The organism is Vibrio kagoshimensis (assembly GCF_050337535.1).
In the GTDB taxonomy this organism is placed as follows: domain Bacteria; phylum Pseudomonadota; class Gammaproteobacteria; order Enterobacterales; family Vibrionaceae; genus Vibrio; species Vibrio gallaecicus.
The window spans coordinates 264,580-290,834 of record NZ_JAKJSZ010000006.1; the positions used below are offsets into that span (position 1 = coordinate 264,580).

General features: G+C 40.3%; 26 protein-coding genes. 14 read left to right on the forward strand and 12 right to left on the reverse strand.

Going from position 1 to position 26,255, the window contains the following annotated elements; translation table 11 throughout:
- Positions 1–6 precede the first annotated feature (6 nt).
- The 6 genes from pspB (at position 7) to L4C37_RS07485 (ending at position 6,627) form a co-directional block, all read left to right on the forward strand.
- Positions 7–240, forward strand: coding sequence for an envelope stress response membrane protein PspB (gene pspB, locus L4C37_RS07460; protein ID WP_137373014.1), 234 nt, complete (start codon positions 7–9; stop codon positions 238–240).
- On the forward strand, positions 233–619 hold the full coding sequence (pspC, locus tag L4C37_RS07465; protein ID WP_429768256.1) for an envelope stress response membrane protein PspC: 387 nt from the start codon (positions 233–235) through the stop codon (positions 617–619). The genes pspB and pspC overlap by 8 nt, the downstream gene beginning before the upstream one ends.
- Before the next feature lie 157 nt (positions 620–776).
- Positions 777–1,811 (forward strand): efflux RND transporter periplasmic adaptor subunit, encoded by a 1,035-nt coding sequence (locus tag L4C37_RS07470; protein ID WP_273294614.1) that lies wholly within the window; start codon positions 777–779, stop codon positions 1,809–1,811.
- Between the two features lies 1 nt (position 1,812).
- The gene (locus L4C37_RS07475; RefSeq protein ID WP_137373017.1) at positions 1,813–2,898 is read left to right on the forward strand and encodes an efflux RND transporter periplasmic adaptor subunit; all 1,086 of its coding nucleotides are present in this window, start codon (positions 1,813–1,815) and stop codon (positions 2,896–2,898) included.
- Positions 2,891–5,986 carry an efflux RND transporter permease subunit gene (locus L4C37_RS07480; protein ID WP_429768257.1) on the forward strand — a complete coding sequence of 1,032 codons (3,096 nt, stop codon included), beginning with the start codon at positions 2,891–2,893 and terminating at the stop codon, positions 5,984–5,986. Before L4C37_RS07475 ends, L4C37_RS07480 begins: the two co-directional genes overlap by 8 nt.
- 47 nt (positions 5,987–6,033) lie before the next feature.
- Positions 6,034–6,627, forward strand: coding sequence for a DNA-3-methyladenine glycosylase I (locus L4C37_RS07485; RefSeq protein WP_429768258.1), 594 nt, complete (start codon positions 6,034–6,036; stop codon positions 6,625–6,627).
- A 141-nt stretch (positions 6,628–6,768) separates the two neighbouring features.
- Here L4C37_RS07485 and L4C37_RS07490 read toward each other — a convergent pair whose 3' ends face one another.
- Both L4C37_RS07490 and cls read right to left on the reverse strand, forming a co-directional pair.
- Positions 6,769–7,977: a cystathionine beta-lyase gene (locus L4C37_RS07490; RefSeq protein ID WP_273295958.1), complete on the reverse strand. Its 1,209-nt coding sequence runs from the start codon at positions 7,975–7,977 to the stop codon at positions 6,769–6,771.
- A 311-nt stretch (positions 7,978–8,288) separates the two neighbouring features.
- The gene (cls, locus tag L4C37_RS07495; protein WP_137373021.1) at positions 8,289–9,743 is read right to left on the reverse strand and encodes a cardiolipin synthase; all 1,455 of its coding nucleotides are present in this window, start codon (positions 9,741–9,743) and stop codon (positions 8,289–8,291) included.
- 446 nt (positions 9,744–10,189) lie between these two features.
- On the opposite strand from cls, the gene L4C37_RS07500 reads away from it, so the two are divergent.
- The 4 genes from L4C37_RS07500 (at position 10,190) to L4C37_RS07515 (ending at position 15,243) form a co-directional block, all read left to right on the forward strand.
- Positions 10,190–11,560 (forward strand): sodium-dependent transporter, encoded by a 1,371-nt coding sequence (locus L4C37_RS07500; protein ID WP_372267239.1) that lies wholly within the window; start codon positions 10,190–10,192, stop codon positions 11,558–11,560.
- Between the two features lie 234 nt (positions 11,561–11,794).
- Complete coding sequence (locus L4C37_RS07505) at positions 11,795–13,408, forward strand: methyl-accepting chemotaxis protein (RefSeq protein ID WP_429768259.1); 1,614 nt, start codon at positions 11,795–11,797, stop codon at positions 13,406–13,408.
- Positions 13,409–13,594: 186 nt separating this feature from the next.
- Positions 13,595–14,293, forward strand: a complete 699-nt coding sequence (locus L4C37_RS07510; RefSeq protein WP_137373024.1) for a TIGR01621 family pseudouridine synthase — start codon at positions 13,595–13,597, stop codon at positions 14,291–14,293.
- A gap of 8 nt (positions 14,294–14,301) precedes the next feature.
- Positions 14,302–15,243, forward strand: a complete 942-nt coding sequence (locus tag L4C37_RS07515; RefSeq protein ID WP_137373025.1) for a class I SAM-dependent methyltransferase — start codon at positions 14,302–14,304, stop codon at positions 15,241–15,243.
- Between the two features lie 56 nt (positions 15,244–15,299).
- On the opposite strand, the gene L4C37_RS07520 is transcribed toward L4C37_RS07515, so the two are convergent.
- The 5 genes from L4C37_RS07520 to L4C37_RS07540 form a co-directional block, all read right to left on the reverse strand.
- Entirely contained in the window at positions 15,300–15,911 is a 612-nt protein-coding gene (locus L4C37_RS07520; protein WP_429768260.1) for a CDP-alcohol phosphatidyltransferase family protein, read from the reverse strand.
- Positions 15,904–16,551, reverse strand: a complete 648-nt coding sequence (locus L4C37_RS07525) for an ATP-binding cassette domain-containing protein (RefSeq protein ID WP_429768261.1) — start codon at positions 16,549–16,551, stop codon at positions 15,904–15,906. The genes L4C37_RS07520 and L4C37_RS07525 overlap by 8 nt, the downstream gene beginning before the upstream one ends.
- Positions 16,517–18,223, reverse strand: coding sequence for an ABC transporter permease (locus L4C37_RS07530; protein ID WP_429768262.1), 1,707 nt, complete (start codon positions 18,221–18,223; stop codon positions 16,517–16,519). The genes L4C37_RS07525 and L4C37_RS07530 overlap by 35 nt, the downstream gene beginning before the upstream one ends.
- Positions 18,224–18,229: 6 nt before the next feature.
- The gene (locus tag L4C37_RS07535) at positions 18,230–19,390 is read right to left on the reverse strand and encodes an ABC transporter substrate-binding protein (RefSeq protein WP_273296902.1); all 1,161 of its coding nucleotides are present in this window, start codon (positions 19,388–19,390) and stop codon (positions 18,230–18,232) included.
- A gap of 407 nt (positions 19,391–19,797) precedes the next feature.
- Positions 19,798–20,244 (reverse strand): META domain-containing protein, encoded by a 447-nt coding sequence (locus L4C37_RS07540; protein WP_137373030.1) that lies wholly within the window; start codon positions 20,242–20,244, stop codon positions 19,798–19,800.
- Between the two features lie 192 nt (positions 20,245–20,436).
- Between L4C37_RS07540 and L4C37_RS07545 the strand changes: the two genes are divergently transcribed.
- Complete coding sequence (locus L4C37_RS07545) at positions 20,437–20,685, forward strand: DUF1289 domain-containing protein (protein WP_137373031.1); 249 nt, start codon at positions 20,437–20,439, stop codon at positions 20,683–20,685.
- Positions 20,686–20,811: 126 nt separating this feature from the next.
- A complete protein-coding gene (locus L4C37_RS07550) occupies positions 20,812–20,985 on the forward strand; it encodes a hypothetical protein (RefSeq protein ID WP_180033697.1) in 174 nt (57 codons plus the stop codon).
- A 154-nt stretch (positions 20,986–21,139) separates the two neighbouring features.
- On the opposite strand, the gene L4C37_RS07555 is transcribed toward L4C37_RS07550, so the two are convergent.
- Together L4C37_RS07555 and L4C37_RS07560 are read right to left on the reverse strand one after the other, a co-directional pair.
- Entirely contained in the window at positions 21,140–21,361 is a 222-nt protein-coding gene (locus tag L4C37_RS07555) for a hypothetical protein (RefSeq protein ID WP_273296903.1), read from the reverse strand.
- 229 nt (positions 21,362–21,590) lie between these two features.
- The gene (locus tag L4C37_RS07560) at positions 21,591–22,862 is read right to left on the reverse strand and encodes a DEAD/DEAH box helicase (protein ID WP_429768263.1); all 1,272 of its coding nucleotides are present in this window, start codon (positions 22,860–22,862) and stop codon (positions 21,591–21,593) included.
- Positions 22,863–23,133: 271 nt separating this feature from the next.
- On the opposite strand from L4C37_RS07560, the gene L4C37_RS07565 reads away from it, so the two are divergent.
- Positions 23,134–23,490: a PilZ domain-containing protein gene (locus tag L4C37_RS07565; RefSeq protein ID WP_137373034.1), complete on the forward strand. Its 357-nt coding sequence runs from the start codon at positions 23,134–23,136 to the stop codon at positions 23,488–23,490.
- Positions 23,491–23,678: 188 nt separating this feature from the next.
- Positions 23,679–24,017, forward strand: coding sequence for a Fis family transcriptional regulator (locus tag L4C37_RS07570; RefSeq protein WP_372267215.1), 339 nt, complete (start codon positions 23,679–23,681; stop codon positions 24,015–24,017).
- 127 nt (positions 24,018–24,144) lie between these two features.
- Here L4C37_RS07570 and L4C37_RS07575 read toward each other — a convergent pair whose 3' ends face one another.
- The 3 genes from L4C37_RS07575 to L4C37_RS07585 form a co-directional block, all read right to left on the reverse strand.
- The gene (locus L4C37_RS07575) at positions 24,145–25,269 is read right to left on the reverse strand and encodes a M14 family metallopeptidase (RefSeq protein ID WP_429768264.1); all 1,125 of its coding nucleotides are present in this window, start codon (positions 25,267–25,269) and stop codon (positions 24,145–24,147) included.
- A 313-nt stretch (positions 25,270–25,582) separates the two neighbouring features.
- Positions 25,583–26,002: a BLUF domain-containing protein gene (locus L4C37_RS07580; RefSeq protein ID WP_137373037.1), complete on the reverse strand. Its 420-nt coding sequence runs from the start codon at positions 26,000–26,002 to the stop codon at positions 25,583–25,585.
- A 47-nt stretch (positions 26,003–26,049) separates the two neighbouring features.
- Positions 26,050–26,255: hypothetical protein (locus L4C37_RS07585; protein ID WP_429768265.1), on the reverse strand; the 206-nt coding region annotated here is incomplete at its 5' end.

Here is a 26,255-nt window from a genome sequence, read left to right on the forward strand (position 1 = left end):
CTTTATATGTCAACATTTCTGATTGCCGGACCGCTGACCGTATTTTTGATATTTGTTGCTCCGCTGTGGCTCTTTTTACACTATCGCAGTAAGCGCAAATCTGGAGATGGTCTATCAACTGAGGATCTAGAGCGTCTAAATGTATTGTCTGAGCGCGCAGAAGCGATGCAAGACAGGGTAAAAACGCTTGAAAAAATTCTAGATGCGGAGTCCCCAAGCTGGAGACGAAATTATGAGTAGAGACTTATATCGAGATCCGATTAATGGGAAGCTGTCAGGTGTTTGTGCTGGCATGGCTAATTTCTTTGGTCTCGAAGTGTGGTTAGTTAGGATTTTAGTGATATCAGCGGCTTTATTAGGTGGGAGCTTTTTAGTTATCCTAGCGTATGTAGCTATGACGTTTATGCTAGAGAAGCAGCCTACTCAATATGTGAATGAACTCAAGGCGAAACAAGAACACAAACTGAAAAATAAGCCATGGGAACAAGGTCAGTCTGCTGAGTCGTTACTCACGACTTTAGAAGGTGACTTTGAACATCTTGAGCAGACAGTAAGAAACATGGAAGCCTATGTTACTTCTGATGCATTTAAGGTGAATCGAGAATTTAAAAACATGTAACTGGTTTACTGGTTGATATCAAAGTAACGGTTTGGGTGAATATTATCCAAGCCGTTATTTTTTTTGACAATTTTCAGCGTTAAATCATCCTATCAACTGGTAAGTTTCAAATGATTAATCTATGTTATAGAATATTTCTAGATATGGATGATCGCCAATGTATAAAGCCTCCCTAGTCCTTTTGATGACCATAACAGGGTTGTCTGGGTGTGGTAAGGAGCTTCCCCCGGTTCCCGAACCTGAATCTCGCCCCGCTAAATTATTCACTGTCTCCGTTGGTAACAACAATTTTGAACGAGACTTCCCCGCGACAACAGAAGCCGGTGATAAAGCAGTGTTAGCTTTTCGTGTCCCTGGTTTGCTAGAAAGTATTGACGTAACAGCGGGTCAAGCTGTATCGAAGGGCGATGTTTTAGCTGCATTAAATCCTGATGAGTATCAGCTGCTTGAAAAACAAGCGCGTGCAAATTTCAAATTGGCTGATGTTCAATATCAGCGTTCCAAAAAACTCCGTAAAGATCGTGTTGTCTCAGAACAAGATTTTGACCAAGCTAAAGCGAACCATAACTCAGCGCGAGCTGTTCTTGAACAAGCTAAAGCTAACTTGCGTTATACGCGTCTTGTCGCGCCTTATGACGGCACCGTATCTTTAATTCCGGCCGAAAATCACGAGTACATCAGCGCCAAGAAAGGTGTCATGAATATTCAAACGAATCAGATCCTAAAAGTAGTTTTTCTTCTACCTGACCAACTCTTAAATCGCTTTTCGACAGGTGTTGAAACAACAGCAACAATGGTATTTGATGCTTTTCCACAGAACAGTTACCCACTTACTTTCCAAGAAGTGGATACCGAAGCGGATCCAAAAACTGGCTCTTATAAAGTTACTATGGTGATGGAACGCCCAACTGATGTGGGGATTTTGCCGGGTATGTCTGGAAATGTGACTGTCGTTGCGGAGAAGCAGTCGGCAACTCGTATCCCTAAAACAGCAATTGTTAATGAAAATGGAAAAACGTCCGTTTGGCGAGTAGACAGTGAAGGTATTGTTGAAAAAGCAAATGTGAATTTAGACGAACAGCACCATATTTTATCCGGTTTGAATGATGGCGATAGAATCGTCACTTCTGGTGTTAATGGTATAGAAGCGGGTATTAAAGTTCGCGAGTGGGTTAAGGAAAGGGGGCTATAGTATGAAGCATTTTAAAACGATAGCGTGTTTATCCAGCCTAGCTTTCTTGAGTGCATGTAGTGATAGCAGAACGGAATCAGTGGTTGCCACACCAAAAGTGAAAGCAATAGAGATCCAAAAGTCAGATAAGCATGACAAATTGTATTTCCCTGCGGTGGCGAATGCGGCTGAAAAGTCACACCTTAGTTTCCGTGTGTCTGGTGAAATTAACAAACTTACGATCAAAGAAGGGGCAAGAGTCAACCAAGGTGACATTCTTGCTGAGCTTGATCCTACGGATTATAAGCTAGATGTTGATAACGCTCGCGCTAGATTTACCGTAATTGATAGCCAATATAAACGTTCAAGCCCACTTGTGAAAAAAGGCCTATTAGCTAAATCTCAATTTGATGAGATAGCGGCTCAGCGACAAATTGCTTTTTCAGAGCTAGAACTGGCAAAACTGCGTTTATCATTCACTAAGCTTCGAGCTCCAGTTGACGGGATTATTTCTCGTGTCAGTGTTGATCAGTTTGAAAATATACAAGTCGGTCAGCAAATTGTGAATATTCATAGCGTAGAAGATGTGGAAGTCGTCATCCAATTACCTGATCAAATTTATGTTAACCAACCTAGCCAAGCGAGCACGGCAAAAGTAGATGCTTTAGTTCGTGTGCCAAGTGGCAATGAATATAAAGCGTCTATTAAAGAGTTCACTACAGAGCCAGATCCAACGACAGGAACTTTCACCGTTACTTTGTCACTTCCAATGCCTGAAACTGAATATATTCTTGATGGTATGGCAGTAGAAGTGACTTCGAGCGGTCGCAACATGGGGCTAAAACTTAATCTTGGTGTTCTTATTCCAATTGAAGCTATTTTCAATGCAGATGGCGATACATTAGATAGAAAGCAATCGTATGTATGGGTTGTTAATCAAGATAGTACCGTTTCCAAGCAACAAGTTGAAATAGGGAAAGCGAATCAAAAGACGCTGCAAGTTATCAGTGGATTAGAGTTAGGACAAACCATCGTAACTGCTGGGTTATCAAGGTTAAGAGACGGAATGACAGTGGAAGTATTGTCTCAGGAGACGGGTAATGAGTGATATTAATAATAAGCCTCAAACAGACGATGAAATTACTGGTGTTGCGGCCTATTTCATCCGTAACAAAGTTATTAGTTGGATGCTCGCACTGATCTTTTTAATTGGTGGTGTCTCAGCATTTTTCGGATTGGGACGTTTAGAAGACCCGGCCTTTACCATCAAAGATGCCATGGTAGTCACTTCTTATCCTGGTGCTACGCCTCAGCAAGTTGAAGAAGAGGTGACTTATCCATTAGAGAAAGCGATTCAGCAATTAACGTATGTTGATGAAGTGAACTCTATTTCCAGCCGTGGCTTGTCCCAAATAACGGTGACAATGAAAAACAACTATGGCCCTGATGATTTGCCCCAAATTTGGGATGAACTGCGTCGTAAAGTTAATGATTTGGATGGGCAACTGCCTCCGGGGGTAAATACGCCTCAGGTCATTGATGACTTTGGTGATGTATACGGGATTTTGTTAGCGGTTACAGGTGAAGGTTACAGCTATAAAGAGTTACTTGATTATATTGACTACCTAAGGCGTGAACTTGAATTAGTTGATGGCGTCAGTAAAGTTTCTGTTTCTGGTCAACAGCAAGAGCAGGTGTTCATTGAAATATCGATGAAACGCATCAGTTCGTTGGGCTTATCACCCTCAACAGTATTCAATTTATTATCGACTCAAAATGTTGTATCTGATGCTGGCGCGGTGAGAATCGGTGATGAGTTTATTCGGATCCATCCTACTGGTGAGTTTAAAAATGTTGAACAGTTAGGTGATTTGATCCTGACGGAAGGTGGCGCGCAAGGTCTTATTTATCTAAAAGATGTTGCTGAAGTCACGAGAGGTTATGTTGAAGTACCAAGTAATATTATCGGCTATAACGGAAAGTTGGCTCTAAACCTTGGTGTGTCCTTTGCACAAGGTGTTAACGTTGTAGCGGTTGGTGAAATGTTTGACCGACGCTTAGCAGAGCTTAAGTTCCAACAGCCAATTGGTATCGATATTGCTGAAGTTTATAATCAACCGAAAGAAGTAGACAAATCTGTAAGTGGCTTTGTGGTCAGCCTTGGTCAAGCGGTTGCAATCGTAATTATTGTACTATTGTTCTTCATGGGGCTTCGTTCTGGTCTATTGATCGGGTTGATACTTCTACTGACCGTATTTGGCACCTTTATATTCATGCAATACTTCAAAATCGACCTTCAACGAATCTCGTTAGGGGCGCTAGTTATTGCGTTAGGTATGCTGGTGGATAACGCCATAGTGGTGGTCGAAGGGATACTAATAGGAACACAAAAAGGCAGGACACGTTTACAAGCGGCGACTGATATTGTGACGCAAACTAAATGGCCACTACTAGGTGCGACTGTTATTGCGGTAACGGCTTTTGCGCCAATTGGTCTGTCTCAAGATGCGACCGGTGAGTATTGTGGAACACTATTTACGGTATTGCTTATCTCGTTGATGCTTAGCTGGTTCACAGCTATTTCAATCACGCCATTCTTTGCCAATATGTTCTTTAAGGGGCAAAAAATTGATGGTGGCGGTGAAGACAATGATCCTTACAAAGGAATGGTTTTTGTCGTGTACAAAAACTTCCTAGAATTTTGTATGAAACGAGCTTGGTTAACCGTAATTGTATTAATTGTCGGCTTAGCTGTGAGCTTGTATGGTTTTATGTTTGTTAAGCAAGCGTTCTTCCCATCTTCTACTACTCCAATGTTCCAAGTTGATGTTTGGATGCCTGAAGGTACAGACATTCGAGCGACTAATACTAAGCTTAAAGTTCTAGAAGGTTGGTTATCAGAACAAGATGAAGTAGACCATATCACTACAACTGCGGGTAAAGGTTTGCAGCGTTTCATGCTTACTTACGCTCCTGAAAAAAGTTACGCTGGTTATGGTGAAATTACGGTTCGAGTGAAAGATTACGAAGTTCTTGATCAGTTAATGATTCGCTTTCGTGAACACGTTAATGCGCAGTTCCCTGAAATTAACTACAAACTTAAGAAGATAGAGTTAGGTCCAGGTGGTGGTGCAAAAATTGAAGCAAGAATTGTAGGTTCTGATCCAACTGTATTACGTTCACTAGCATCACAAGTTATGGATATTATGTATGCCGATGCTGGTGCATATAATGTACGTCATGACTGGCGTGAAAGAACCAAAGTCTTGGAACCTCAATTTAATGAAAGCCAAGCGCGTCGCTATGGTATCAGTAAATCAGATGTCGATGAGTTTCTTGCGATGTCATTCTCTGGTAAATCTGTCGGTGTATACCGTGATGGCACAACATTGATGCCAATTGTGGCTCGTCTACCTGAAGATGAGCGAGTTGATATTCGTAACATCGAAGGCATGAAAATTTGGAGCCCTGCATTAAGCGAATACATTCCATTGCAGCAAGTGACTTTAGGCTACGAACTAATTTGGGAAGACCCGTTGATTGTTCGTAAGAACAGAAAGCGTATGCTGACGGTAATGGCAGACCCTGATTTGTTGGGAGAAGAAACTGCATCAACGCTTCAAAAACGCTTACAGCCGCAAATTGAAGCAATTGAAATGCCTTCTGGCTACTCATTAGAGTGGGGCGGGGAGTATGAATCATCTCGTGACGCGCAAGCCTCTTTGTTTACGACAATGCCACTTGGCTACTTATTCATGTTCTTGATTACAGTCTTCCTATTTAACTCCGTCAAAGAGCCTTTGATTGTCTGGCTAACGGTGCCATTAGCAGTAATAGGGGTAACTACAGGGTTGTTAGCCTTAGATACACCGTTTGGCTTTATGGCACTGCTTGGGTTCCTAAGTTTGTCGGGTATGTTGCTCAAGAACGGGATTGTGTTACTGGATCAAATTGAAATTGAGATGAAATCTGGTAAAGATCCTTATATTGCCGTTGTTGATGCAGCCCTGAGCCGTGTTCGCCCAGTTTGTATGGCAGCAATTACAACAATTTTAGGTATGATCCCGCTACTACCTGATATTTTCTTTAAACCTATGGCTGTAACCATCATGTTCGGTCTTGGTTTTGCAACAGTGTTAACGTTAATTGTTGTGCCGGTTTTGTACCGAATATTCCACAATATTAAAGTTGCATAAATAGATAACTGAATGCCCCGACTTAGGGGCATTTTTATGGATATTGTATGAGCTTATTAAACGAAGAATTTAACACTGAACAGGAAAGTGGACATCAAACATGTGCTTGGGCTTTGAAGCATGAATTAGAGCGTGAATACCACGATAAAGAATGGGGTATCCCTGTTTATGATGATCAAGTGCTATTTGAATTCATAACCCTTGAAGGTGCTCAAGCGGGTCTTAGTTGGATCACTATTTTGAAAAAGCGCGAAGGTTATAGAGCTGCATTTGAAAATTATGATTTACTAAAGTTAGCAGATTTAAATGAAGAGGAAGTACCGCGTATTATCGAAAGCTTTGATGTTGTTAAGCATAAAGGGAAAATTGCATCAGTTTACAATAATGCTCGTGCTGCTATTGAGCTACAGAAAGAGTTCGGTTCGTTATCCAATGCTTTGTGGCAGTTTGTAGACGGAAAGCAAATGGTTAATCACTGGGAAGATATGAGTGATGTTCCAACTTCTACCGAAGAGTCAAAACAAATGAGTAAGTTCCTGAAAAAGCGCGGTTTCAAGTTTGTAGGAGAAACCATATGTTATGCATTCATGCAAGCAATGGGCATGGTGAATGATCATATGGTGAATTGCGCCAAAAGATAAATTCCGTGCTTTGCTAAGCTATAAAGCTATAAAGCTATAAAGCTATAAAGCTATAAAGAAAGCCGCAGATTTGTTAACTGCGGCTTTTCTTATAATCCAATCTCAAAAACTTATTTCGCTAGAGCTCAGTCTTTCAAAAAACTAGCTAGCATTTGATTCGCGTTCCAGTACTAGCGCATTATGTCTTTCTAAGCCGCGTTCTAGATCAGCGATTAGGTCATTAACATCTTCTAGACCAATATGAACACGTATCAAAGTGCCTTCAAATTGTGGATGTGCCACGGTTCTCAAGCTATCAAAGCTTTTTGGTTCATTAGCTAGGATTAGGCTTTCAAACCCTCCCCATGAATAACCCATACTGAAGTGTTTCATACCATCTAGTAGTGCCGTTGTCGCTCTTGGGTAAGAAGATTTTAGTACAAAAGAAAACAGACCGTTACCACCAGTAAAGTCACGATTAAAAAACTGGTGCCCAGGGCAAGTTTCAAGAGCAGGGTGACGAACATGGTCGACTTCAGGTCTACTTTGCAGCCACTTTGCTACTTTAAGGCTGCTTTCTGCATGTTGACGTAATCTTACATCAAGAGTGCGAATGCCTCTTAAACCAAGGTAAGCATCATCAGGAGATACACATTGTCCCATTAGGTAACTTTGCTCGCGTAGCTGTTCCCAACATTTTTCATTAGCAACGGCTGTACCTAGCATGACATCAGAGTGACCGACGATGTATTTGGTCGCAGCTTGAATAGAGATATCAACGCCAAATTCAAAAGGAGAGAAATTCACACCAGCAGCCCAAGTATTATCAAGCATAACGACAATATCAGTTTCATGAGCAATGCGTGACAAAGTAGGGATATCTTGTACTTCCATGGTTACAGAACCAGGAGATTCCGTGAATAAAACCGTGGTGTTTTCTTGAATAAGGTCACGAATACCTTCTCCAATAGTTGGGGCGTAGTAAGTCGTTTCGACCCCCATTTTCTTCAGCATGGTATCGCAGAAATCACGTGTAGGTTCATAGCAAGTATCAACCATCAAGAGGTGATCACCTGTTTTCACAAAAGACAAAATAGCATTTGAGATGGCAGCGGTACCACATGGGTAAAGTGCACAGCCAGCACCACCTTCGACTTCAACCATTGCATCTTGGAAAGCAAAATGAGTATTCGTACCACGACGACCGTAGAAAAGAGTTTTGTTAGCACGGTTGACGGTTGCTTTATGCTTTTCTTCGACTGTATTAAACACAACTGTTGAAGCACGTTGAACCGGTGGGTTAACCACACCATTTGTCCATCTTTTATCGCGACCAGCAGTTATGAGTTTGGTTGTCTTACTTTCAGACATGCTATGAATTCCTTATCAATCAGTTATGGTCTATTTAAAGCATGTAGGGAGGCGTGAATGCAATAGCTAATAATGACTTTTTCCTATTTAGAACAAAATTTCAGCCCAACACACCAAAAACGATGGTTTAAAGGTGGCAGGCAGTGCAAGTTGTGATTATGAATGAAGATAAGAGATAAGAAACAATTGGGCGATTGAAGGGAAGTTTAGAAGCTTTCGTCCTTCAATCGACTAATAGCAGTAGTTAGTTCTTTTGCTCTTAGAGTCGAGTATAAGAACTTAGATACTGGCTAGAGTGGCGGGTTAAATAGCTAGAGTAGCGGGTTAAAAAGGTAGAATAGCCTTTCAAAAAATCGTGCGGGTAAACCTCGTTTATTCCAATTTTCCAAATCCACGCAATACGAATTATCTATATATGATTGTTGAAGTTGAGACAGTTCAGTAGTGAATTTCACGTCATCAACTGCTAGCGTTACTTCAAAGTTCAGCCACAAGCTACGCATATCAATATTGACAGTCCCCACTAAACAAAACTCTTCATCAATGACTACCGATTTCGTATGAAGTAACCCGCCATGAAATTCATAGATTTTCACTCCAGCTTCTAATAATTCAGTATAGAAAGCTTTGGATGCCCATTTAACCATTATAGAGTCATTAATATGAGGAATGATAAGTTCAACATTGACTCCTCTCTGGGCTGTCATCTTCAAGATTTCAAGTAAGTCTGCGCTAGGAACAAAGTAGGGTGTGGTAATGCGTACCGATTTGTTGGATTGATTGATCGCGATACTCAATACCTGCAATATCATATGTTCAGGCATGCCGGGGCCGGAAGGTACAACTTGAACAGGGTGTTGAGCCTCTGAGTCGTCAATTTGGCATTCGGGAAGTTGAGGAAGAATACGGTCACCCGTCTCTACTTCCCAATCCCAGCCATGAATGGCTGATAGTACATTCACCGTTGGTCCTGTTACTCGCACCATTATGTCTACCCATTGCCCAACGCCTGCACATTGTTTGAAATGAGCGGGGTCTACCATATTCATAGAACCGGTATACGCAATGGATTCGTCGATCACAATGATCTTCCTGTGCTGCCTAAGATCTAACCTTCTCAAAAAGATACGCCAAGGGCTTACTTCTAATGCTTGTACTACATGAATACCGGCATCTTTCATCATTGAATTCCAGTGACTCCTAAAAAATCTAGGGCTTCCAGCGGAATCAAGTAACACCTTAACTTCCACACCTCGCTTGGATGCTTGGATTAAAGCAGAGGCGACAGAGTCAGCTAAACCTCCAGGATGCCAGATATAAAAGACCATTTTGATGCTGGTTTGTGCACTTTCTATGTCTTTGATTATGGAGCGGAGTATTTCATCGGGGGATGCTTGTAGGGAAAGTGTATTACCACTTAAAGCAGGAATACCCATTCGATTATTGCAAAGCTCATCAATTTTATGGATAGGTGAGCCGACTTGAGCAGGTAAATGTGCTTGGCAGTGATTCAGTTGTCTGAACCAATCTCCAAAAGGGGTAAACATTTGTTTTGCTCGTTCTGCTCGTTTTCTACCTAAGTTGAGCTCTCCGAACAAAAAATAGCAGGCAACGCCAACGATTGGAACGATGTAAATGACCATCAACCACGCGAGAGACACACTGACAGCTCGTCTTTTAAGAACAACTCGAAGCGTGACACCTGCAACGAGAATCCAATACAGCACCAGTGAAGCGATAGTTAGAAAATGATAAACCTTATCCACATGCAAATACTCGAAAAAAGAGACACTTAGATAGTAATAGTATTTTAAAGCTATTGGAATTTTAGTTGTAACGAATTTATAAAAAGCAACAAACTGTTTACAAGTTAGAGTAAAGGCTGTAAATAGAGGAAAGTTGTTAAGTTTTAGTTAAACTAAGACGAAAACGATTGGTTTGTACGAAAAGTCGGCATTTAAACATATAAATTAACATCTAGGTGGGAATTTATACGGTGCGGGCTTCCAATTTTAATCTGAAACTGTTTTACTTGCTACACAACGAGCGTCAATCGTACTTTTATAAAGTGTACTTAAATTTTTACACTTCATCTTTTAAGACGCCAAACTCAAGCAAACACAACACAACATAAAATATATCTGGAGAGAGCGTGGCTACTAACCCATCTACAAATTCCCGTGACACATGGGGCTCAAAACTTGGCTTCGTAATGGCCGCAGCAGGTTCTGCTGTTGGTCTAGGTAACATTTGGAAGTTCCCTTACACTGCAGGCGAAAGTGGCGGCGGTGCATTCGTTGCAATTTACCTGTTTTTTGTAATCTTTATTGGTTTCAGCGTTATGCTGACTGAATTTGCTATTGGCCGTCATACACAAAAATCTGCGGTTGGCGCTTTTAAATCGACAGATCGCCGCTGGACATTCGCTGGTGTGATTGGCGTAGTCAGTGGTCTACTTATTATGGGTTTCTACCCTGTAGTAGGTGGCTGGTCTATCGCTTATATCGGTAAAATTGCTGGTGGTCTTCTTGATACACCTGAAGCAATCGGTGACAGCTTTGGTGGTTTCATCTCTGATCCTATCCAACCACTAATGTGGATGGGCGCATACTTACTACTAAACATTATTATCGTAATGAAGGGTATTTCTGGCGGTATTGAGAAAGCAGGTAAGGTATTAATGCCTTTACTGTTCATTATCCTCATCGTTGTATCTATCAAAGGTTTAATGCTTCCAGGTTCAATGGCTGGCTTAGAGTTCCTGTTCAGCCCTGACTTTTCTAAAGTAGATAGCAATGTAATTCTTGCGGCTCTAGGTCAAGCGTTCTTCTCTCTAAGCCTTGGTATGGGTTGTATGATGACATACGGTTCTTACCTTAAGAAGAAAGAGAACCTAGTTCAGACAACTGCAATGGTTACCGCAATGGATACAGGTGTTGCTATCCTAGCTGGTGTTGCAATGTTCCCAGCAATGTTCGCATTCGGTATGGAACCAGCAGCTGGTCCAGGTCTAGTATTCGTAGTGGTACCTCAGTTATTTGCTGAAATGGGTGGCGTAATTGGTCTTCTGTTTGCACTTATGTTCTTTATTGGTCTAAGTGTTGCTGCTTTAACTTCTTCAGTATCTCTATTAGAAGTAGTGGTTTCTTACCTAATCGATGAAAAAGGCATGAAGCGTGTTACTGCAGTGCTTTCGGCAAGTGTTGTAATGGCTATTCTATGTATCTTTGCTTCTCTATCTCTAGGCGGCTTAGGTCCAACATTGTTCGATACTGGTGCATTTGACATCTTCGACCTGCTAACAGATAAAATCTTCCTAGCAGTTGGCGGTATGTTGGTATGTATCTTCGCTGGTTGGAGACTAAACCGTGCAGACCTTGAGAAAGAAATCACTAACGATGGTGAAGTATCTTTCCCACTATTTGGTCTTTGGTACAACCTTGTGAAATACGTAATTCCTGTAGCAATCGCAATCGTTGCATTTATGGGTGTATCTTCAGGCTTTGATAGCGGTAAAGGAGCAATCATGCTTCTGGGCTTAGGTATCATTGCTGGCTCTGCAGTTATTTCTAAGAAGTTCTAATTAGAACTCTCTTATTGAGTTTAACTACGGTTTAAAAGCCATGAACTTAAACGAGAATCTCTATCGAGATTCTCGTTTTTTTATGCGTATAAGAAAATTTAACCTTTATTAAAGAAAACCATCATTTATTTTAAATATTGACTATAAATATGATTAAAGGAAATACATAAAGTGTCGATAAGTTATATGAGGTAGTACACTGTAACTGCTACCATTATTCTAGGAAGGTGCTGTGTGAAATTATCAGTAAGAAAAAAGTTGTATGCAGGTTTTGGAGCAATACTTGCGGTTTTAGTTATCTTAGTGGCTATTGTTTGGATGGAAGTCAGTAAGTCTCACAATATTGCTGATGAAATCAGGACTGATGATGTGCCTGAGGTAGTGACATACCTTATCCTCATTGATGAAGCAGGTGACGTATACCGTGATGCTATGGGGGGCGTTACTCTTGTTAGTGGTTCACTTGATGATTACCGTGCGAATAAAGGTGAGTTTGCCGATGCTATTCGACAAGCTAAGCAACTAGAAAACCAAGGATCTTCAGATTATCGTCGAATTGAAAAAATTGAAGATTTGATGCAACGTTTTACGCAAGAGTTTGAGTCAAAGCTGATTTCGAATATTAGTGAAGACAAACTGTTGTCAAACATAAATCAACTACGAACTTTGTATACTCAATATTTAATGCCTATTGAGGCGTTATTAGATGAAGCATCAGAATTAGAGCGCGCTGCTGCAAATAATTCGCTACTGTCTCTAAATGACTCCTTTAATACCATGGAACGAACGATCCTGATTTTATCAGCGATTGCGATTGTTTTTGGTTGTGCAATTGCTTATATCTTATCTAGTTCGATTACTAACCGTTTAACTAAGCTTGAAAGCGTAGCAAGACGAGTTGCTGAAGGAGATTTAACGGCTGAAGCGATTGTAGATGAATCTGGTGATGAATTAGCGAATTTGGCTCAATCTGTGAACCAAATGCAGAATTCACTGGTGGATCTAATTGGTTCTATCTCAACAGTTACGAAAGAAGTGCAAACGGCGACTGGTGAACTTTCATCAATTAGCCAAGACATTGTAAGCGGTGCGACTGCTCAAGCTGATAAAGCTAACCTTATTGCAACAGCTGCTGAAGAGTTGAGTTTGACTATATCAGAAGTAGCGCAGCAAGGAACTTCAACTTATGAAGAAGCACGACGCTCAGAAACCTCTGCAGAAGATGGTCGGAAAGTCATTGTAGAAATGGTTGCAAGCATCCAGCAAGTCTCTAATCAGATGAGTGACATGTCGACTCAAATGAACACACTCGGTTCGCATGGTGAGCAAATCGGTAGTGTTATTAAAGTGATTGAAGATATAGCCGAGCAAACAAACCTACTTGCTCTAAATGCAGCGATTGAAGCGGCTCGTGCAGGTGAATTTGGACGTGGTTTCGCAGTGGTTGCTGATGAAGTGAGAGCTTTAGCTGAAAGAACAACAAAAGCTACTCAAGAAGTGTCAGGTATTATTCAAGCGATTCAATCTGGTACACAAGAAGCGGTGACTTATACTCAAGATAATTGCCGCCTAGTGGAAATCGGTGTTGAGCAAAGTTCTGGAGCGGTTGTGGCGTTAGAGGCTATTGTTACCGGTGCTGGCAACGTACAAAGCATGGTTAACTCTATTGCGACAGCAGCTGAAGAACAAACTGCAGTAACAAAGGAAATTGCTGCGGATATTACTGCAATCAGTGATATCTCTGAGCAATCTCTAAGTCTTGCAAACCAGAGTTCAAACAGTACTCATGGGCTAAATGGTCGAGTTTCTGAACTGGAAGCGTTGATCAGTAAGTTTAAACTTAAGTAACAACACTGAAGTGATATTGGTTGGACAGCGAAAAAGCGAACTCTCGCTTTTTCGTTATTTATTGTCAGCCAATAATCAGTAAATAAGGGGCTAAATTTTCAAATCATACTTGATTATTTAGCCCCGCTCATTACTGGTATCTCAAATTAGAATAGGTATACTCCTCGCTCTACAATGGAGCCTTAAATGTTCAATATCCTATTCACTCATCAAGATTTTCTCGTCATAAATAAACACCCCAATGTATCTGTCCACAAAGATGATGGCGACACTATGCTCCTGCATGAAGTGGCTAAAGAGAGTGGCGATAAACAGTTATTTTTGGTGCATCGATTAGATAAAATGACTTCTGGCATTTTGTTGCTAGCGCGAAACTCAAAAGCAGCTAGCGAACTTTCCCAAAGTTTTGCTAATCGAGACGTTGAAAAGTATTATTTGGCTATTGGTTCCAAGAAGCCTAAAAAGAAACAAGGCTTAATTTCTGGAGATATGGAACGCTCAAGACGCTCTAGCTGGAAGCTATTGAATAGTAAAAATAATCCCGCTGTTACACAGTTTTTATCTGCGTCTGCTGAGCCTGGTGAAAGGCTATTTTTGTGTAAGCCGTACACAGGTAAAACGCATCAAATTCGTGTTGCAATGAAGTCAATTGGCTCTGCCATTATTGGGGATTCAATTTATAACCCTTCTAGCCAGTCTGATAGAGGTTACTTACATGCGTTTGCTATTCGATTTACTTACCAGAATCAAAGCTATGATCTCGTGTGTGACCCTAGAGAGAATGACGTTCTCGGAATGAAATGGCATGTAGACCCTATAAAAACCAATTTAGATTCTTGGCTTAAGCCATGGTTACTAGATTGGCCTAAGTTAAATATTAAGTGAGTAATATAATGCAAGCATCCGCATTACCAGTGTTTTTTAAACATATAGAACAGCAACTTAATGATGTTCCTAATGAATTACGCCGAGTCTTCCATGGTCGAGGTAAATTTTGGCCTGAATTAGATCAGTTAACGTGTGACTGGGTAGACGGGCAACTGTTAGTTAATTTATTCAAAGAAGTAGATGAAGGCTTTATGAAAAGTCTTAAAGAAGGGCTGATTGAATTAACTGAAACGCCGCTTTGGCAAGACAAAAGTGGTCGTTGTATTATGCTGCAACACCGTTACTCAGATGGTGCACCGTCTGAAGTATTATGGGGAGAATTGGATGCTTCTCCTGTTGTTGTTGAACATGGTTTACAGTACCAGCTAGATATCGGACGTAACCAGAACTTTGGTTTGTTCTTAGATATGCGATATGGGCGACAGTGGGTTCAAGACAACGCAAAAGAAAAGAATGTACTTAACCTATTTGCTTATACCTGTGGTTTTTCTGTTGCTGCCATTGCTGGTGGTGCGAACAAAGTCATGAATGTTGATATGTCACGTGGCTCATTGAATAAAGGTCGTGAAAACCACCGACTAAATGAACATGACATGCGTTCAGTGAGCTTTTTAGGTTACGATATCTTTAAGTCTTGGGGCAAAATCAAGAAAGGTGGACCTTATGAATTGGTGATTATTGATCCGCCATCATTTCAGAAAGGTAGCTTTGCTCTCACTAAAGATTACAAAAAGATCCTTCGCCGTTTACCTGAGTTGTTAACTGAAGGTGGCGAAGTGATTGCGTGTGTAAATTCACCGGCAGTATCGCCTGATTTCTTAGTCGAGACGATGGCAGAAGAAGCGCCGACAGTTATTTATCAAGAGCGATTAGAAAATCCGCCAGAATTCATTGACGTCGATTTAGATTCAAGCTTGAAAGTGCTTAGATTTAAGCTGTCGGTCTAAGTACATAACCACATAGCTTTTCAATTTTAAACATGCCGCATTATTTGCGGCATTTTTTATTGATTCTGCAAAGTTTTAAATCCGAAGAAGATTCTCATGAAAGTGGTTATCCAACATGCTGCACCAAACACATAGGCAATAATCGCAAAATGCTGTGGCCAGATACAAAAGGCGATGAAGGAAGCAATGGTTTCTGTTCCTTCAGTTAGACCAGACATGTAATACAACGATTTATGCTTATATTCCGGGTTCTCAATCCCCAATTTTCCTGCCATAACAGCGAAAGCAAGAAAGCTGCTACCAGTGCCGATGAAAGCAAAAATCAAGAATGCACCTGCCACCGCATTTTGTTCAGGGTTTGCCAGCACGAAACCGAAAGGTATCAGGGAATAAAACAAGAAATCTAAACTGATATCTAAAAAGCCACCAGCGTCTGTAATGCCTTGGATCCTCGCAAGTGCCCCGTCTAATCCATCACATATTCGATTTAAAACAACGAATAAGAGCGCTAAATCATACTCTTGATTGATTAAAGCAGGAAAAGCTAAACATCCAATAATAAAACCAAATAAAGTAGTTTGGTTAGCTGTGATACCGACTTTATTGAGAATCGCGGCAGCTTGGTTTAACGGCCATTTAATGACTTGGACAGAATATTTATCAAGCATCTTGTTTGCTCCATGGCCATTTTAGTACTTTGGCATTGTTCGGAATGTCTTCATCATCATGGGTGACTATTAAAGCTGGTATGTCGGCTTGCTTGAGTTGTTCGAAAACCCAATCTTTAAATTGCCCTCTTAGTGCTTTATCGAGCTTGCTAAATGGCTCATCAAGCAAGGCTACTTTCGGCTTGGCCAACAACATACGAGTTAAACTAATACGCGCTCGTTGCCCTCCAGAAAGCTGGTCTGGGAATGATTCTGCAAGCATAGATAACTCGATATTTTTAAGAGCAGCCATAGCTTGCGATTTTCGATTGCTTCCTTTTATCGAATTAGGCAGAGCAAAGGCGAGATTTTCCCAAACCATCATGTGTGGGAATAAAAGGTCGTCTTGAAACAAGATTCCTACTTCACGAAGGTGAGCGGGAGTTTGGTCAATACGATTGTCATTTAAATAGACTGAACCACGATAATTAAACTCAGTAGATAAGTGACCAGCAATCACATCAAGTAGCGTCGATTTTCCACAGCCACTAGGTCCCATTAAGGCCAGTATTTCACCTGAACCTAAGGCGTAATTTAAAGGCTCAAATAATTGTGAACCATCAGATTTATGGATGGTGAGGTCTTCGAGACAGAGACTCATGGGGTAATAAACCTTTAATTGAAAGACGGCGATATTTAACCTGAAGTCGGCTAACTAAAATTGCGAACGAGAAGAATAGTAAAGGCAGTAGAGCTTGCCATATCGCATAAATAGCAGTAACTCGACGGTCAAAGCCACTCGATAAAGCCACAGCTTCTGTCGTGATAGTACTAATTCTCCCAGCACCTAACATTAGAGTTGGTAAGTATTGCGCTAAGCTCACGCTTATTCCAACTGCCCAAGCAAATATGATAGCGGGGAGAAGAATCGGCGCTTTTATTTTAATCCAACTATAAAGCGGTGATTTACCCAAACTTAAAGAAGCTGTGATAATACGGTTATCAAAGCTTCTCCATGGCCCATCTAGGGATAGGTAAACAAACGGGAAGGCAAAGAATATATGCGACCAAATAACCCATAACGAATAAGCATTGCTATTGAGGTATAAAGTAGAAACTTGTAAACCAAACAAAATAGAGAGCTGCGGTACTAGCATAGGTATAGCAATGATGTAGCCAGGAAATTGCCATTTGTACTTAATGCGATACTCATGAGCGACTAAAGCAAGAAACAAAGCAATCGAAGATGCGATTAAAGCTATCCATAAACTTTGACTAACAGTGCTGATAATCCCATCCCACTCATATTCCCAAAAACGTAACGTGTAGCGGCTAGGGGCTAGGTCTGGAAATCTCCAGCGCTGAGCAATACTCCAAATGAACATTAATGGAATCATTAGGATCGAGAGAAAGGCAATACCACTAAAAATGGTTCTTCCGGGTAAGCGAATTCCGTATCTTCCAGAAAACTGCCAACCTCGATTTACTTTCAAAATCATCCACTCAATGAAACGTGCTAAAGCAATCATCAATGAAGCAATACCGAATAGTACAATTGCACCCGCTGCCGCTCTTGGAAGTAGGTTTAAATCAGGATCGCTAAACCATTGCCAAACTAAAACTGCAAAGGTAGGAGGGTTTGTCGGACCAATAATTAAAGCGATGTCCACAACTGAAAGGCTGTAAGCGATGACTGCAAGCATAGGAAAACGAAGCTTGGTAAACCACTGTGGGAGAATGCATTTCCACCAAGTTTGGGCTTTGCTATAGCCTAATGAAGCGCTAACCTTTGAAATTTTCTCCACATTAATCTGTTGAAGAATAGAAATACTCATTAATAACAGAAATGGCACTTCTTTCAGTACTAGCATTATTATTAGTCCAGCAGAGTAGGGATCTTTGATGAGTAAAGCGAGCTCTGAAGAGTCACTTATATAACTACTTCCAAAAATGCTTTCAAATGTTCTTACACCTAGACCTGTTGGAGCGAAAAGAAAAGCAAATCCAATAGCAAAAGCGACATGAGGCATTGCCAACAAAGGGGATAAGGTCAGTTCTATCTTTTTCCAGAACGGGCTTCCCCAAGTTGCCAGCAAAATGGTAAAGGTCAGCGCGCAAGCGAGATAGCTGCTAATCAACGCAGAACTTATCGTTAATCCAATTGAATGCCATACACCTTCCCATTGGAACACTTGCTCAAAACCATTAAGGGAAGGCGTGTGTAAACCAATGGGAGGAATATAGCTAAGTGAGGAGACTACCACGCCAAGTAAACCTGGAATGGTAGGTAAAATACAAACGGCTATAACAACACAATATAGGACGCGTAGCATTTATGTTTAGCTTCCGTAGCGCTTAAGCCATTCTTTTTCAAGAGCCGCTTGCCAGCTTGGGTGAGGTTCACCGACAGACTTAAATTGCTGAGTATTCTTAGCACTTCCACTTAAGTATTGGCTACTTAAAACAGAAGGATCACCCCAAACATTTAAATCACCTTTACGCGACTGAGCTTCGGGGCTTAATAAGAAGTTAATAGCAACTTGAGCTCCGGCACTTGCATTACTATTCCACGGAATTGCCAGGAAATGAATGTTAGATAATGCACCGCTTTCTAAGGCATATGCTTTAGTGGTGTCCGCTAACTTACCGCTTGCTTGAGCAGAGTAGACTGCATTTGGGTTGAATGAGATTGCGAGATCAATCTGACCGTCATCAAGTAACTGAATCGTTTCTGAAGTACCTGCTGGGAACTGCTTACCACCACGCCAAGCGACTTTATGGAATTTATCTAAATACTGCCAAAGTGGAGCAGTTAGTGTTTGAAAGTCATCTTCGTTAACGGGTTTCTGTAAAGTGGCGTCATTCTTAGTTAGCTCAATCAGTAATGATTTTAAGAAACTCGTTCCATGAAATTCTGGTGGTCGTGGGTAGCTTAACTTGTTTGGAAAAGCTTGAGCATAGCTAAGCATTTCAGAGAAAGACTTTGGTGGGTTATACAATGATTCAGAATCATGGATAAATACTAACTGGCCCACGCCCCATGGTGCTTCTAAACCTTCTGTTGGTTCAGAGAAATCTACATCAATCGGCAGCGTTTTATCAACAAATTCCCAGCTTGGTAAATTTTGAGTAAAAGGACCAAATAACAACTCATTGTCTTTCATCGACTTGAAGTTTTCGCCGTTTATCCAAACCATATCGACACTGCCGCCAGTGTTTTTGTTTGCCGCTTTTTCAGCAACAAGACGTGTCGTTGTTTCAGCAATGTCCGTTACTTTTACATGCTTCAGCGTTACACCATACTGACTTTGTAATTCCTTACCAGCCCATTGTAAGTAGCGGTTAATTTCTTGGCTTCCGCCCCATGCGTGGAAATAGACGGTTTGACCTTCAGCTTGTTGTTTTATCTGAGTCCAATGATCATTTGTTGATGACTCCGCAAATGTTCCTGATGCATAGGCAGTTGCTAAAATACTTAACGTGCTAACTAATTTGTTCATAAACCTTTCCATTTTTTAGTGAACAGGGTGGGCGGCTAAGTGTGAATGATTCACCGCAGCTATTCTATCTGTTTCTAAGATTAATTTTAATTCAGAGCTAATTTTGATTTGATAATAGTTTCAATCAATTACAAAGAAAGTAGTTCAATAACTTAACATTAGACTAAGACCGGGCTTGAACCGAAATAATTACACAAGTTACTGCTTTTTCTTTGAAGTTTGAGCATTTGGTAGGTGCTGGGTGTTTAACTCAGCATATTGGAGCATGAGAGCCGTAGTTTGTATTGGGCTAAGGCGAGTAGTAAACAAATATGGTTTAACTGCATTTCTTGTTGTTTAGCACATATGAAAAAGGGACCAATTAAGGTCCCTTTAGCATATTAAATATCATTCACTTGAACGCGAAATTAGTTTACCCAGTCGCGTAAGGTGTAGGTCAACGTGTGATTTTCGTTAGAAAGAGTCAGAGTGTCTTGAGTTAAATTGATGTCACTCCACTCACTTAAAGTTGCAGAAACTGTTTGCTCAATATCCATTGCTTCACCAGCACACATCTTCATGGTCATACCCATTTGCTTGATGCGGAATTTACCGTCTTCTAGCTCAGCTTGACCAAAAAAGTTGTTACAACCTGCAAGTCCGTTAGCTGTCATTTTTTCACCAACTTCCAAACGCGGTGCTTGTTGATGCTCACTGATTTCAATTTGGTTCCCATCGATTTTAGCCAACTCCCAATTATGGTGTTGTAGATCTACGGGTGTAACTTGTTGAGCGTTATCTCCATTGCTTGAACAAGCTGCGAGCAAAATTGGCAATGCGGTAATTGCTAGTAATTTTTTTGAACTAAACTTCATATATAAAGACTCCAATGGAATAAACGAAGTCACCTATTTAGCAGGTCACTTAATTAGGAAGAAGTATAGGTTACAAAACTGCATTCTTGTCAGCATACGGTCATAGTTTAGTATGGTTTAATACCAATTCATTAGCCACCTGAGGTTGTTGGTTAAATAGAACTCTAGAACGAAAATTTAATGGGGGTAAAAATGGAGCAGCTAGAATTCTTTCAAGTACCGAGCCCTTGTGTTGGTGTTTGTTTAGCTGACGAGAAAGGTTATTGCAAAGGGTGCATGCGTAAACGCGAAGAGCGCTTTAATTGGATGTCGATGACAACCGCTCAGCAATTACATGTGATTAAACTGTGCCAACAACGCTATAAAAGAAAAGTAGCGAAAGCTAAATTAGCAGCGTCAGCTACAGATAATCCTGAAAGCCCGCAAAGGGAATTATTTTAGTGTAAACATATCGAGTGTAATCATAGGTATAACCGTGAATGAGCGACTGTGTTCACATTATTGCTTTACAGAATGATTAAGGTGTAATAATAATTACAGTCACTATACGGTTTTGGAAGCTTTACTATGAATAGGCATGGCATAAAGGATAAACAAGTGCCAATAAAGGCATTAGATAAAAAAACCGAAGCAGGTGACGTAAGTGAAGATCTTAAGGAACAAGGTCGAGATTGGCATTCTATGAGCGAAGAAGAAAGGTTAGAAATATTGTCACACTTATCTGATATTCCATTTCAATAAACGTTACCTCACCTAAGTCTTTCAGTATTTAATCTTTTGTACTGATATGGTGTCGAATCAGCTTGGTTGCCTTCCATACAAACTCTTTTTGAAAGGCAACTTTATTAGGGCACAAAGAATACTTAATTATTTTTAAAACAGCTTAAATCAGTATCTATTTCATTCCCCAATCATCACTGACCCATCCGCCAACGTGCTCATCAAAATGACAACCACTGAAACGCTGGTTCCGCTCGACTGAACGATCACCGTCATCTTGGTGATCTAATATTGTTTGGATATGACTAGACATAGGGTCATTGGACCGTAAACGATCACGGCGGGTTGCGACTTCTTTTATGAGTTGCAGTCGATATGCAGAGCTAGCACGTTTCATTTCAATGACCTCCTTGGTTTAGACACTAATAAAAAAATCTAGTTGCCGAAACTTAACGCGTCAACGTTATTAAGAAGTATTTTTTTTGCTCAAGATTAAATCAATGACTTGGGAACAAAAACGAGTTTATTGACAAATTTGTGAGAAAAAGAAGCTTAACAAAGGGTCAAGCTTCGGATTTTTACGGGGCAAAAGATGACAAGCAGAAAGATAGAGGAAAAGCGCGTACTTACTTCATATTATTTGGTTTATCTTTATTCAGCTTCGCTCTGTTAGGTTTAGCCTTAAATTGCGTTATGCTTTTCTTTTTTGCGGTTCTACGGTTGGCTTGCTTATCTTTAGGTGGACGTTTTCGCTCGGTAGTATCTGATGACGCTGGTTTATCAGTCACTGGAAACCCATCTAAAGAAGTCGTCAGTAGCTCTTTTTGTGTGAGTTTTCTTATTGCTTCTAAATAAGCCGTTTCGCTATGGCTGACTAGTGATAAAGCCCGCCCTGTATTACCGGCTCGTGCAGTACGACCGACTCGATGCACATAAGTCTCAGCATTGGTTGGTAAGTCATAGTTGACAACTGTTGGCAAACTTTCTATGTGGATACCTCTCGCCATTACATCTGTGGCAATGAGAACATCCACATCCTTGCACTTAAACGAGTCTAATGTTTGAGAACGTTCTTCTTGGCTTTTATTTCCATGAAGTGCCGCAGCTTTTATTTTTGCTTTAACGAGTTTCTTGACTAGTGCATCAGCATTATCTTTCGCTCCGATAAAGACTAATACCTGTTCCCATGTATTTCGTTGAAGTAGAGCAATCAATGCTTGAGCTTTACTGCCTTTGTTAATTAAGAATAGTGTTTCTTGAACCGTAGAGACAACGCTATTTTCTTGATGAGCGATGACCTTTACTGGATTGAAAAGTAACGTGTTGGCGATTTGTTCCAGTTCTTCTGGGAATGTAGCAGAAAACAGTGAAGTTTGGCGCTGGTTCGGCAGCTTGCTAAGGATGGACTGAATATCAGGCCAAAAACCCATATCAAGCAAGCGATCGGCTTCATCGAGAATCAACGACTTTAGATTCGATACATCTAGCGCTTCATCTTTTAATAGATCTAACAGACGACCTGGAGTCGCAATCGCAATATGAGGTTGTGATGCTAACTCTCGCTCTTGTTCTGAACGATCTTGCCCGCCAATCAATGTCACTAGTCGAATGCTTAATGGTTGTGCAATAGGATCTAATGCGTGGCTTACTTGTGTAGCAAGTTCACGAGTAGGGACAATAATTAACGTGTGTAATACAGAGCTATTGGGTTGAATGCAGTTAAGAGCTGGTAGTCCGAATGCGTATGTTTTTCCACTGCCTGTTTGAGCCAATGCTAAAATATCTTGATGCTTTAGAGCGGGGGGGATAGCTGATTTTTGAATGTCGGTGGGTGTTTGTAATTGTTGAGGAAGAGCTCTCAGCAATTCAGATTTTAGCTTTAGTGCTTTGAAAGACATGCGTTAGACCATGTAGAAATTTGGTGCTAAGTTTACCAGCCAGTTTTAGGATAGAGAACAATAATTACTATTTACCAAACTTAGATATGCTTAGCAATTTTTCGATTTAGCTTATCCAAAAGTGCTTTTATGCCTTTTTTTTACTAAAGTTTTTATAGGTAAGGTCGAAAGTCATAGGTAATATTTATGTATATCTAGCGCAGATGGTTTTCTATACATAACCTTTTATGATGGAATCTGCCTCTAAGACTAAAGGAATGGAGTGCTAACTATGAGTGAAGAATCGTTTGCACAAAAACGTCAATATTATCGTTTAAAGTATCCCAAACGAGCTCGTCCTGTTATCCGAATTCAAGATGAACTTTTTCATGTGAGTGAAGTGTCAGAAAAAGGAGTTCGACTTCTTATTCGAAATATTTCTGCTTTTTATCGAGGTTTATCAATGGCAGGAACCTTGAGTTTGCATGATGAAAGCAAAGTTAGTGTGAGTGGATCTGTTTTAAGGTTTGATGGTGATGAAGTGATTTTAAAACTAACGAAAGGGCCATCATTCAAAAATATGGTAGCTGAGCAGCGTCATATTAGACAAAAGTACCCTTCGTTTTTTGCGAGTTTAAGAGCGGCATAAACGGCTTACATGCGTAACTAGCTTTTATGCTTAGGAGGGCAATAACGGTATAGCCTTCCTTCAATGCAAAATAGATAGACAATTTATGAATTGAACTACGGATTTCCGTAGTTTTTTCATTTTTGTGTTGTGTGAATTAAGCCAACGGCTTACTTATCGTGAACTATTTAATTAATCGTAAAAGAATTATGACAAAGACAGAGAAAAAATTAGATAAACAAATCAGAGAAATACTTACAGATGTTTGTGATTCAGCGACAGAAACAATACAAGGATTCGAGTGGTTAACTCATGCTGTTAACTATTCACGTTTTCCTGCTAGTTTAAAGATTACTTGTGTCTTTAATACCATTCAAAACCTAGAACAATACCGAGCTTCTAACTCACAAAACGATATTCAAAATCTGATTTTTGATTCATTAAAATCAGCAGGAATTATCTTACCTAAAGCTGAGAAGCAGATTCAATTTGATACAGAAGAAGCTTGTGAAGTGATGCATGGTGGAAATTGGGCTAGAAGGTTATGAGAGTTTGAAAGCTATGACAAATTAAGGTCATGAGCGCTACATTAATCAAATCCAATTAAGACTCATAGGGTGCATCGCGGTTTACTACGTAATCACTACCTAAGAGTCTTATTTATATTCGCTTGATTTATAACTTGTTCACCGTAGCCCAAACTGCAGCAAGCATGTCATGACCAAAATTAACGCTTCGTTCTGGAGACCAACCATATAGTTCGTCAGCATGGCTAATATGATCTTTAAATGGCATTTCAACGGTATAAGATAAGCACTTAAACTCTTCTCCAACCCAATTAGAGCCAACAGTCAGGTTAGCTTTGCCTGGCTCGTCTTTGTCGTAGCCAATTTCGTCTTGAAATTCAGGGGTGATGGTCAATAGAGCTTGTTTGAAATGTTTTTCAAGTTCTGAAATCTTATCATTGTAAGATGGAATGCCCTCACTTCCAGCGACAAAATTGTATGGGATGGCCTCATCTCCATGGATATCAAGAAACATATCCACACCCGTTTCAAGCATACGCTGTCTTACATGAAAAACTTCCGGGCTCTTTTCAAGAGAAGGCGACTGCCACTCTCTATTAAGGTTTACACCAATACCATTAGTACGTAAGTGTCCACGAATACTGCCATCAGGGTTCATGTTTGGAACCACTCGAATAGTCACAGAGTCTAGTAGATCGCGACCAACAGTGTCGGTTTCATCTAGAAGTCGTAGAAGTAGACCTTCAATAAACCATTCAGCCATAGTTTCACCAGGGTGCTGGCGACCAATTACCCAAATGTTTTTCTTCTCGGGTGAAGGTTCACCAATAGTGAGTAGGCTAATGTCGTTTCCATCTAGGGTTGATCCTAATGTCTCAAGCTTACAGCTGTGATGCATTTGTGAGTTGTGCAATAGATCTAGATGGCGATCATAAGAATAAGGAGCAAAATATGCAAAGTACATTGAGCCGTATTCAGGAATGATATTGAAGCTTAATGTATCACCATCAAATTCTGCTGGAATACGAAACCATTCTTCTCGGTCATAAGATGCCACTACATCATAACCGTCCCAACCTTCAGGGTACGCTGATTTCGACAGACCACTAATATTGAATGAGTGCGCCAGCTGAGCTTCACTTTCTAAACGGAAATGAAACCATTGGGAGATATCAGTCTGGTTGTCTGCTGGAATTGATAGTTGAATGTTTTCTGCTGAGCTTGCTTGGACAACATTAATGTTGCCACTTTCAAAATTGCTGAATATTTTCATGTTCTTCATTATGTGTTTGTTATTGTGCCCTAAGATTAGCATATAAGAATACGGGCGGGAGAAGGTAAGTATTACTAGTTATTAAGAGAGTTGTCATTAAGTGTGAGGAATGGCTTAGGTTTGTTCAAAGTGGCGATTAATGTCTCATAACGTCTATAAGGTAAATTGTACAGTCTGAAGCCGCACGTATAGCTAGTGATTGGTATAGTTAGCTACGTTTAAAATTTATAGGCTAGTAAACATCTCAAGAAACCAATGTATTAATGTGAAAATTTCGCAGGTAGGGCAAAGAGGCTTTCTAAGCCCTAAAAATTTAATCTGAAGGTAGGTTTTTCTTAAGTTCTAACAACATCTGAAATGCACTCGCCCCAGACATTTCATAAGGTGTAAAACTGTCAGAACCTGAAAACTGAATGTTTAATAAAGCTGTTAGCTTAGATTTAGGCACATACCCCATAGACCAGTCTCCAAATACACGAGAGCTTATCTCTTCGTAATCTAAAATGATCACATTAGTGTGTCGCTTATCATTATGTATTCTGCTGTAAGCCTCATTTACTTTCGACCTAGACCCTTCCAAGCATTGCAGGAAGTATTGTTCATCAAAACTGAGTATCCCTGTTATATGATCTTCTTCATTGTGCTTTCGGGAAGCAATTAAGATCTCGTCTAATGACTCAGGTCTGCACAGTTGCGTGATAGTGCTAACGTATATCAATCTGGTTAAGTACATAATCACCACATTTTTCCACATAAGTATCAATAAATATAAGCCATGAGTTAAGAAAAGCGAATTCCGCAGTTATATTCAGTCGCAGCTATCCCCATGTCACTCATTAAGCTTGCTATTGAGGGAGGCATAATATTTATATTCAAAAACCAATACAGGCTCTTCTTCAACTCTACACAAAGAACATTTCGTGAAAGTGAACGAATAATTAATTTAATTCGTACACGAATAATTAGAGCTTTAATTAATTTTATAC

What these genes read in the sequence shown, in the direction of transcription:
- L4C37_RS07475 (WP_137373017.1), top strand. Translation starts at nt 1,813, where the DNA reads ATGAAGCATTTTAAAACGATAGCGTGTTTATCCAGCCTAGCTTTCTTG.
- pspB (WP_137373014.1), top strand. Translation starts at nt 7, where the DNA reads ATGTCAACATTTCTGATTGCCGGACCGCTGACCGTATTTTTGATATTT.
- L4C37_RS07570 (WP_372267215.1), top strand. Translation starts at nt 23,679, where the DNA reads ATGACAAAGACAGAGAAAAAATTAGATAAACAAATCAGAGAAATACTT.
- L4C37_RS07500 (WP_372267239.1), top strand. Translation starts at nt 10,190, where the DNA reads ATGGCCGCAGCAGGTTCTGCTGTTGGTCTAGGTAACATTTGGAAGTTC.
- L4C37_RS07510 (WP_137373024.1), top strand. Translation starts at nt 13,595, where the DNA reads ATGTTCAATATCCTATTCACTCATCAAGATTTTCTCGTCATAAATAAA.
- pspC (WP_429768256.1), top strand. Translation starts at nt 233, where the DNA reads ATGAGTAGAGACTTATATCGAGATCCGATTAATGGGAAGCTGTCAGGT.
- L4C37_RS07485 (WP_429768258.1), top strand. Translation starts at nt 6,034, where the DNA reads ATGAGCTTATTAAACGAAGAATTTAACACTGAACAGGAAAGTGGACAT.
- L4C37_RS07575 (WP_429768264.1), bottom strand. Translation starts at nt 25,269, where the DNA reads ATGAAAATATTCAGCAATTTTGAAAGTGGCAACATTAATGTTGTCCAA.
- L4C37_RS07555 (WP_273296903.1), bottom strand. Translation starts at nt 21,361, where the DNA reads ATGAAACGTGCTAGCTCTGCATATCGACTGCAACTCATAAAAGAAGTC.
- L4C37_RS07550 (WP_180033697.1), top strand. Translation starts at nt 20,812, where the DNA reads ATGAATAGGCATGGCATAAAGGATAAACAAGTGCCAATAAAGGCATTA.
- L4C37_RS07515 (WP_137373025.1), top strand. Translation starts at nt 14,302, where the DNA reads ATGCAAGCATCCGCATTACCAGTGTTTTTTAAACATATAGAACAGCAA.
- L4C37_RS07530 (WP_429768262.1), bottom strand. Translation starts at nt 18,223, where the DNA reads ATGCTACGCGTCCTATATTGTGTTGTTATAGCCGTTTGTATTTTACCT.
- L4C37_RS07535 (WP_273296902.1), bottom strand. Translation starts at nt 19,390, where the DNA reads ATGAACAAATTAGTTAGCACGTTAAGTATTTTAGCAACTGCCTATGCA.
- L4C37_RS07490 (WP_273295958.1), bottom strand. Translation starts at nt 7,977, where the DNA reads ATGTCTGAAAGTAAGACAACCAAACTCATAACTGCTGGTCGCGATAAA.
- L4C37_RS07520 (WP_429768260.1), bottom strand. Translation starts at nt 15,911, where the DNA reads ATGCTTGATAAATATTCTGTCCAAGTCATTAAATGGCCGTTAAACCAA.
- L4C37_RS07545 (WP_137373031.1), top strand. Translation starts at nt 20,437, where the DNA reads ATGGAGCAGCTAGAATTCTTTCAAGTACCGAGCCCTTGTGTTGGTGTT.
- L4C37_RS07470 (WP_273294614.1), top strand. Translation starts at nt 777, where the DNA reads ATGTATAAAGCCTCCCTAGTCCTTTTGATGACCATAACAGGGTTGTCT.
- L4C37_RS07480 (WP_429768257.1), top strand. Translation starts at nt 2,891, where the DNA reads ATGAGTGATATTAATAATAAGCCTCAAACAGACGATGAAATTACTGGT.
- L4C37_RS07525 (WP_429768261.1), bottom strand. Translation starts at nt 16,551, where the DNA reads ATGAGTCTCTGTCTCGAAGACCTCACCATCCATAAATCTGATGGTTCA.
- L4C37_RS07565 (WP_137373034.1), top strand. Translation starts at nt 23,134, where the DNA reads ATGAGTGAAGAATCGTTTGCACAAAAACGTCAATATTATCGTTTAAAG.
- L4C37_RS07580 (WP_137373037.1), bottom strand. Translation starts at nt 26,002, where the DNA reads ATGTACTTAACCAGATTGATATACGTTAGCACTATCACGCAACTGTGC.
- L4C37_RS07540 (WP_137373030.1), bottom strand. Translation starts at nt 20,244, where the DNA reads ATGAAGTTTAGTTCAAAAAAATTACTAGCAATTACCGCATTGCCAATT.
- L4C37_RS07560 (WP_429768263.1), bottom strand. Translation starts at nt 22,862, where the DNA reads ATGTCTTTCAAAGCACTAAAGCTAAAATCTGAATTGCTGAGAGCTCTT.